4 protein-coding genes and 2 pseudogenes are annotated in these 7,241 nt (G+C 57.0%); 4 read left to right on the plus strand and 2 right to left on the minus strand.

The window, feature by feature from the left end; translation table 11 throughout:
• Positions 1-158 precede the first annotated feature (158 nt).
• Entirely contained in the window at positions 159-2,189 is a 2,031-nt protein-coding gene (locus MOV63_RS19685; RefSeq protein ID WP_247036073.1) for a hypothetical protein, read from the plus strand.
• A 751-nt stretch (positions 2,190-2,940) separates the two neighbouring features.
• Here MOV63_RS19685 and MOV63_RS19690 read toward each other — a convergent pair.
• Positions 2,941-3,373, minus strand: a pseudogene (locus MOV63_RS19690) (Lrp/AsnC family transcriptional regulator).
• 136 nt (positions 3,374-3,509) lie between these two features.
• Between MOV63_RS19690 and MOV63_RS19695 the strand changes: the two are divergent.
• On the plus strand, positions 3,510-4,595 hold the full coding sequence (locus MOV63_RS19695) for a saccharopine dehydrogenase family protein (RefSeq protein WP_247036075.1): 1,086 nt from the start codon (positions 3,510-3,512) through the stop codon (positions 4,593-4,595).
• A gap of 56 nt (positions 4,596-4,651) precedes the next feature.
• Here MOV63_RS19695 and MOV63_RS19700 read toward each other — a convergent pair.
• Positions 4,652-5,613: pseudogene (locus tag MOV63_RS19700) on the minus strand ((Fe-S)-binding protein); the annotation flags it as partial.
• An 8-nt stretch (positions 5,614-5,621) separates the two neighbouring features.
• Between MOV63_RS19700 and MOV63_RS19705 the strand changes: the two are divergent.
• Both MOV63_RS19705 and MOV63_RS19710 read left to right on the plus strand, forming a co-directional pair.
• Positions 5,622-5,972 carry a hypothetical protein gene (locus MOV63_RS19705; RefSeq protein ID WP_247036077.1) on the plus strand — a complete coding sequence of 117 codons (351 nt, stop codon included), beginning with the start codon at positions 5,622-5,624 and terminating at the stop codon, positions 5,970-5,972.
• 39 nt (positions 5,973-6,011) lie between these two features.
• Positions 6,012-6,317 carry a hypothetical protein gene (locus MOV63_RS19710; protein ID WP_247036079.1) on the plus strand — a complete coding sequence of 102 codons (306 nt, stop codon included), beginning with the start codon at positions 6,012-6,014 and terminating at the stop codon, positions 6,315-6,317.
• Positions 6,318-7,241 lie beyond the last annotated feature (924 nt).

A 7,241-nucleotide genomic window follows, 5' to 3' on the forward strand; every position in this document is an offset into this window, starting at 1 on the left:
CCTTATAAACTCGACTTTCGAGATATTCTTGCTCTTCCTTCTCACAATCAAATCCAAACCACCGAACACACCAACCTGATCACCTCTTTATCATTCCTCGACGCGCACTGTTCACCCGAACCATGTCTTCCTCCGCGGGCAACAACGAGATCGGACCGATGGCCGACGCCCTCGCCGGCTTGGGCCTTGTCCCGACGGATGAACAGCTGGATCTGAGACCGCCTCCGGCAACGCAGGCGGAATGGGTCGAACGCTTGTCCGGCTCGGTGCCCGCCGACCAGGTGACGTTCCTGGCAACCATCTTTGCCGACATTGCCAAGCAGGACACGCCGGAGTTCCGGCGCAAGGTTCAGCCGGTCGTCACCAGAATGCGCCATCGCCTCAAGACATTCGAAGATGCCGTTCTGGCCGGCCCCGAACGTCGGCGGGCGGCCTACGATCTGGCGCGCCCCCGATCGTTCCTCAATGGGCGCTGGACCCGATCGCCTTTTGCGGCCCTGTACAACGAGCTTAAGAACTTTCGGCTCGCCGACCCCGACGCTGCCGAAGGTGACCCCATGGCCAAAGACGGTGGCACGTCGTGGCTGCAACGTGTCCTTTGGGCCCTCGTCTGCACCCTGCCCTACGCCATACCCGCAGCAACAGCGGCCGGGCAACACGCTCGCCTTTACCTCGCCATCATGTCCGCGAATGCCTCCCGTGGCTTTGCCATACTGACGGGCAAGGTACTCGATACCCTCTCCAATGCAGCCGTCATGCTCGATCATTTCGCCGACTGGATCATGCCTACGGTCGTCGGGCCGCCGATTTTCCAAGTTGGCCCCACCTTCGACCCCTCAAGCAAACATCTTCTGAACTTGATCGACTACAATGTCGGTACACTGGCGGGGGCGACCTTTATGTACCTCATGCCGAATTACCTCCCAACCTGGATCGATAAGCTCTCCGATTTCCTCTGGAAGACCGCCGATCCCGCCATCACCGATCAACAGGGCCAAGCCGCCGTTCGGGAACTGATCGAAGGCCTCAAGCTGGACAAGACGGATTTGAACAACACGAGGGATGCCTATACCCAGAGAAACCTCGGGTGGCTAGGGGACCAAAGCAAGATCAACGCGGCTGCCAGCGAGGCCGTCTCCCAGTGGAACAATGCCATCGACAAGACCATCAACGCGCTTGCCAAATCGGTCGGCGATAGCGGTCCCGGGAAGGCAGCTCCGGTTGAGAAGTTCCCGGGCGAACAATGGGCCCAATATGGGATGGTCCTTTTTACCGGCCTGCTGTTCGCTGCGCGGATTGGTACTGCCATCGTCGAGCAGCTGCTGGTTTACGGCCTCTCCATGTACGCGGCCTACGGCATGATCAAGATGTGGATCAACGCAGGTGGCGCACGCATCCCCATTCCGGGAACTGGTCGGGCTATTCCTCTCCCTGGAGACCAGAACAAGAGATTTTCCGACACTGCCAACAGCTTTTCCAACCTCGCCGCCAACGGAATGCCCCAGCTGATCGTCGCCATCGTCAATCTCGTACTCAAAAAGACCACGGGCATGAGTGCAGTGGACAGCGATATCGGTTTCGTTGTCATACTTGTAGGTCTTACCGCCATCAACCTTGGCGTCGGTTCGCACATCGGACCCGTTGGAAGCCACGCCGGTCTCAGAGCCATCGAGAAGTTGACGCGCGGACGGTTCGACCTCATTCCACGCGAGTTCGACACCAAGCCTGTCGAGATACGTCCGACAACCCGCCTTGATGATGCATCAGCCGAGGCGATCCGGGCATTCCTCCACACGGTTATCCAGTGGAGCAGTATTCCCGCCGAACCCGTGCCCGAGGATCTGGCTCACCCAACCGAAGACGAGACTGCCCTGGCCGGGTGGCAAGCCGCCGCAGAACAGGAAATCTACCGGCAGGCGGGAACCTACCTCCTGCCGATGATTGCGGAACGGGGAACCGATAACCTCGGGTTCGACCCCAAGGTCTTTCTCGACCATCTGCGCGCTTTCGCCCTGCCCGCACTCCTGCGCGCTAGAACCACCGCATCGTTCGAAGCCACTGTTCCACCGGAGCACCCTTACATCAAGCTAGAGGGCAAGATCTATGTCTATTGGGGCCACGAGGGGATGGACGACGAAGCGGATCCGGATGACGCCGTTTCGGACTGCTCAGCGGACCACCAGTCGTGAGGCGACGTAAGTTGTCTTCGAACGATAATCAACACCATCAATGATTGATCTTCAACAGATCATGGCAGGACATCGACATTTTCTTCAATGAGCTCAACACTCAGGCACTTCGCCTAAATCTGAAAATCGGGTCCAACACCTGGCAAAAAAACAGTGCGATAAGTTTGGATCGATTTTTCTTTTCCATAGCAGGTACAGCAGATTATGAACAATAAAACACGAATGTTCTCTGCACTCTTATGCAATTTTTGAGTGCATCCGTGATGTCTCGTTTCCCGTGCCCAACTGCGCCAAGCCTCAGGTTAGAGCCAGGAAATAAGCCATATCCGCATCCAGTTACCGGCCTTTTCGGCTCCGCCGAATTGCTTGCAACTCCCGCAGCGCAGCAGAGGGCCAGAGGCGGAGCCGAAAAGGCAGGAGGTAACTACATGCGAATATATCCTGCAAAACCCCAAACCGTTGAACGCGTCTATCAGCAGGTAGACACCAAACCGGGCTATGGCTCCGGCGCAGTCGTCTTGTCATAATATCTTTTACTCTCGGCATCCAAGCCGAAGTCAGGCGGAAATTCCATTGATCTACGCTGTTCAAATTCCCGAGCCACCTCTATCTGAATGCCGGTTGGCAGATACAAAGATTTGGTCGAGTTCATTTTCACAGCGGCCTGTTAAACCCTGCCTGCTCGACGCGGTCTGTGCTTACGCAATCCGCTGCAACGCGGTTGGACAAAACTAAGTCACTTAGTCTAATTTCACCTTGAAACGCGGGTCGAGAGGATAATTGAAGAGAGGGTACGCTCAACACCTTCGACCGTACCTATCTCATCGATCAACCGATCAAGGTCGGCGATGGAAGGTGCGGCGATGATGGCGATAAGATCGAAGGTTCCGCTGACAGAGTGAACCTCGACCACCGCATTTACTTTTTCGAGCGATGCGGTCACCTGCGAGAGCGCCTTTGGCGCGATCGTGATGAGGATATGTGCTCGAACGAGGCTGGAAGCGTAACTTTCCGACAGCCTTATGGAATAACCGGAAATAATCTTGTCTCGTTCGAGACGCTCAAGGCGGTGCCTGGACCGTCGTGCGCGAAAGCGATAGCCGCTTGGCCAAAGTTGCGACCGGCATCCGGGCATTTTCGCTGAGCACCGCTAGCAATTCGCGATCCTTATCCGACAATTTCATGGATTTCACAATTCGCTAACTGTGCTCGGCATTCCGCCAAATTATGTACATCATATTGCTCATTATGTCGCTATGAATCGTTTTCCCTCGGCGGCAAATCTATAAAAATCTTATAGGCAAACTCCAGGGGATTTATATGAAGGAAATAGTGGTCATCGGTGCTGGAAAGATCGGCGGAGCGATTGCGCTGATGCTGGCGGAGACGGGCGACTACAAGGTCGTGGTCACCGATCGCGACGAGAAGCAGCTTGCTAAGGTCGATCGCCATCCAGCGATTTCGACGGCAGCCGTCGATATCACCGATAGCGCCGCGCTGGGCGCCGTCCTCGAGGGCAAGTTTGCCGTTCTCTCGGCCGCACCCTTCAATCTCACCGGCAAGGTTGCCGAAGCCGCTTTTGAAGCATCCGTCCACTATCTCGATCTCACTGAAGACGTCGCCACGACCAAGAAGGTCAAAGAGCTCGCAAATGGCGCCGATGTCGCCTTTATTCCGCAGTGTGGCCTGGCGCCGGGTTTCATCTCGATCGTCGCCAATGAGCTGGCGACCCGTTTCGACACGCTCGACAGCGTCCGCATGCGCGTGGGCGCGCTGCCGCAATATCCGTCGAATGCCCTGAACTATAACCTGACCTGGAGCACGGACGGGCTGATCAACGAATATATCGAGCCTTGCGAGGCTGTCGTCGAAGGCAAGCTGATAACGGTCCCGGCGATGGAAGAGCGCGAAGAGTTCTCGCTCGATGGCGTCATCTATGAAGCCTTCAACACGTCGGGTGGCCTTGGCACGCTGGCAAAGTCGCTCGAAGGCCGCGTGCGGACCATGAACTACCGGACGATCCGCTATCCCGGTCATCAGGCCATCATCAAGGCGCTGCTGAACGACCTGAACCTGAAGAACCGCCGTGACGTTCTGAAGGACCTCTTCGAGAACGCGCTTCCCGCCACCATGCAGGACGTTGTCGTGATCTTCGTCACCGTCTGCGGCTGGAGGGATGGTCGCTACATGCAGGAGACCTACGCAAACAAGATCTATGCGGGCGTGGTTGCCGGCAAGAAGATGAGCGCGATCCAGATCACCACGGTTCTCGATCTCCTCGCAGACGGCAAGCTTCCGCAGAAGGGCTTCGTCCGCCAGGAAGAGATCACCCTTGCCGATTTCCTGAACAGTCGTTTCGGCCGGGTCTATGATCCCGAGGCCATGCGCCTGAAGCAGGCGATGTAATCCTGCACCCAACAGTTAAGAGCGCCCGGTCGCGAAAGCGATCGGGCGTTTTTTGCCTAACCGAGTAGCTGGCTCAGAACTTCAAGCGGGTGCGGAAGGTGGGTGGTATCGATCGCCTTACCTGCGACCGGCAGGAATAGCCGGTCGCGATGACGATGGTGTCGTCCGACACGGCGGCGATGGCCCCGGCCCAGCTCATGGCATAGAGCTGTTCCGAGACAGCGCGGTTGCGGGTTTCGTGGCCGAAGGTTCCGGCCATGCCGCAGCATCCGGCCTGAATCGTTTCGAGCTTGATCTGGACGGCATCGAAAATGACTTCCCACTGGGCAGTCGATGCCGGAGCATTGCTGCGTTCCGTGCAATGCGGCAGCAGCTGAAAGCGCTTGCCGGAGGGCGGCGTGATGCCTTTCGCCAATCGCTCAAGATTGGCAGCAAGCCATTCCTGCGGCAGCAGGACCGGCGCGGATGGCTCGACGCCCGGGATCCCTTTGTATTCGCTGCGGAAAGCAAGCGTCATCGACGGATCGAGACCGACAAGGGTCACGCCTGTATCGGCAAGCCGCTGCAGATAGTTCGCGGTCTTGAGAGCAGCCTTCTCGAACTGGCCGAGATAACCATGCACATGCAGCGCCGTGCCGTTGACATGCGATGCGGCAAGCAGCGGAGAAAGCCCCATCTTCTGCGCCAGCGTAATCGCCGCCATCACCACGTCAGGATCGAAAGACGCGGTGAAGGCATCCGGCACGAACACGACGATGGTCTGCCGCTCCGCGGCCGGGAGCCTGGCCAGAACCTCGGGTTCCGCAGTGGCAATGCCGAGCCGGCGCGCCGCCGTTTGCAGCGAGATTTTCGGCAGAAGTGGAAGCGATGTGAGTCCAGCCGCCTTCATCAGACGCCGGCCGGGAGCTGTCCCGGCGGCGAGAGTGTAAAGCGGCCTGATCCTTCTCATCCACGGCAAAGTGGTCTCGATGGCCGAGACGAGCGGGTCCTTTAGCGGGCGAAGGTAACGGCCATAATAGGGGCCGTATGTATCTCGTGATCCGTGACCGGCCTTTTAACCCCTCCTTATTTCTGTTGATCAGGATAATTCTGTCTTTTGCGATCGGAGCGCTTGTTGCCGCAGTGCCGGGCTTTCTCGGAGTTACGCTTAACGGTCCGGGCGTTGCCATCCGCGCCGGGGGCGGCATCGCGGCCTTTGCTCTGACTTTTTTCTTTTCGCCAGGGACCATAACCTCGCTTCAGCCGCCCGCCGGACAATTGTCGATGGACCCGCTAAAGGTGATCGATTTCCGGACCTTGGCAGCTCCAAGGAAAACCGAAGAAGAGCGGCGAGCCTCTCAGATGGCAGTGACGTTTCCAATCGTCTTCAGGAATTGAGTAGACCCGGCCAAAACCGTATCTGTTGAAGCAACGGACGTGGAATTTACGTTTGCGGGTCAGGCGTACAGCTATCATTGGCGTGACTTTGTGAAGATGCATGAAGAAAATTTTGGGAAATGGCCGGGCAAGGAAGACGAGGCCGCGCCTTTCGAGTTGCCTGCTGGGCAGATTATCTACAAAGAAATTCTGCATATCCCAAAGGCTGGTGAAATCGCGACATGGGGAGCCTTTATCGATGCTGTCAATCGCATCAAACCAAAGAAAATTGAGGTCACGTTCGAAGCCGATTCCAACTCGGGCACGATAAAATCCGTTGCCATGCGCAGATGGAAGCCAGAGTAAAGGAAATTGGCGATTTTATCGCAACAGCAAAGACAGTACCCGGCCGAATAACCACTTTGTGTGAGGTGCTTTGAATGCGAAAGCTCTTATACGTTAATGTTATGCTCGTCGTGATGACGGGCAGTTCCGTACACGCCGACGACAAGGAGAACGTCTTCAAGACGTTCCCAGGACTGGCAGAATTCTATAACAACATCAGTCGTCGGATAGCATCACGATACTTGCGTGCCCGCCGGGTGTCGCGAAAAAGGATTTCGCACCAACACCACGCCCTGTAGCCCCGGCGGAACGCCAACCGTCCCAATCGGAGGTGGGATCCAGTTTCGCCTTGTTCCGCCGCGGGTGCCCGTGGCCCTGGGGTCGGTTTCGAAGGCGGCCTCGTGAGGCCTTCGCTGGAAAGGTGGAAAATTGACGCCGCTCCCACTCAATAGCGGTGATGATGCGTTCTAAGTCCCAGCGCGACAGATTCTGACCAGTGTCAGGGTTTCCCATGAGCTGGACCGGCAGCGGCTTCACCCAGCTAAGCCCGATCCGGTGTGGAGACTGCGGTAGATTCCAACACCTTTTTGTACTAGATCCGCAGCTCTTTATGCTCTTGCAATGAGCGCGAGCTTCAGCGGGTCCTATAGTTAGCCATGGCACGTCCTAAACAAATCCCTGTGCGCACTCCTCTAAAGGAAACGGAAGTATTGGCCGCCTGCTACTCGGGCAGCGGTGAACACAAGACCCAGCGATGGTGGGGTGGGCTGCCCCTTGCGAGATTCGACAGAGACGGCAAACCGACCAGGCCGAAGAAGGAAATGACCACTATCTGCCGATACCGTTGAAAAAGTCGCGTGCTGATCTTGCTAGAACGCTTCCGTTGTAGCGACATGCCGAGATGTATTTCCCGTCACGCCGGTTTTGGCGTTGGTTGCGGGATCA

This window comes from Neorhizobium sp. SHOUNA12A (assembly GCF_023006505.1).
Lineage (GTDB): Bacteria > Pseudomonadota > Alphaproteobacteria > Rhizobiales > Rhizobiaceae > Neorhizobium.

What these genes read in the sequence shown, in the direction of transcription:
- MOV63_RS19685 (WP_247036073.1), top strand. Translation starts at nt 159, where the DNA reads ATGGCCGACGCCCTCGCCGGCTTGGGCCTTGTCCCGACGGATGAACAG.
- MOV63_RS19695 (WP_247036075.1), top strand. Translation starts at nt 3,510, where the DNA reads ATGAAGGAAATAGTGGTCATCGGTGCTGGAAAGATCGGCGGAGCGATT.
- MOV63_RS19705 (WP_247036077.1), top strand. Translation starts at nt 5,622, where the DNA reads ATGTATCTCGTGATCCGTGACCGGCCTTTTAACCCCTCCTTATTTCTG.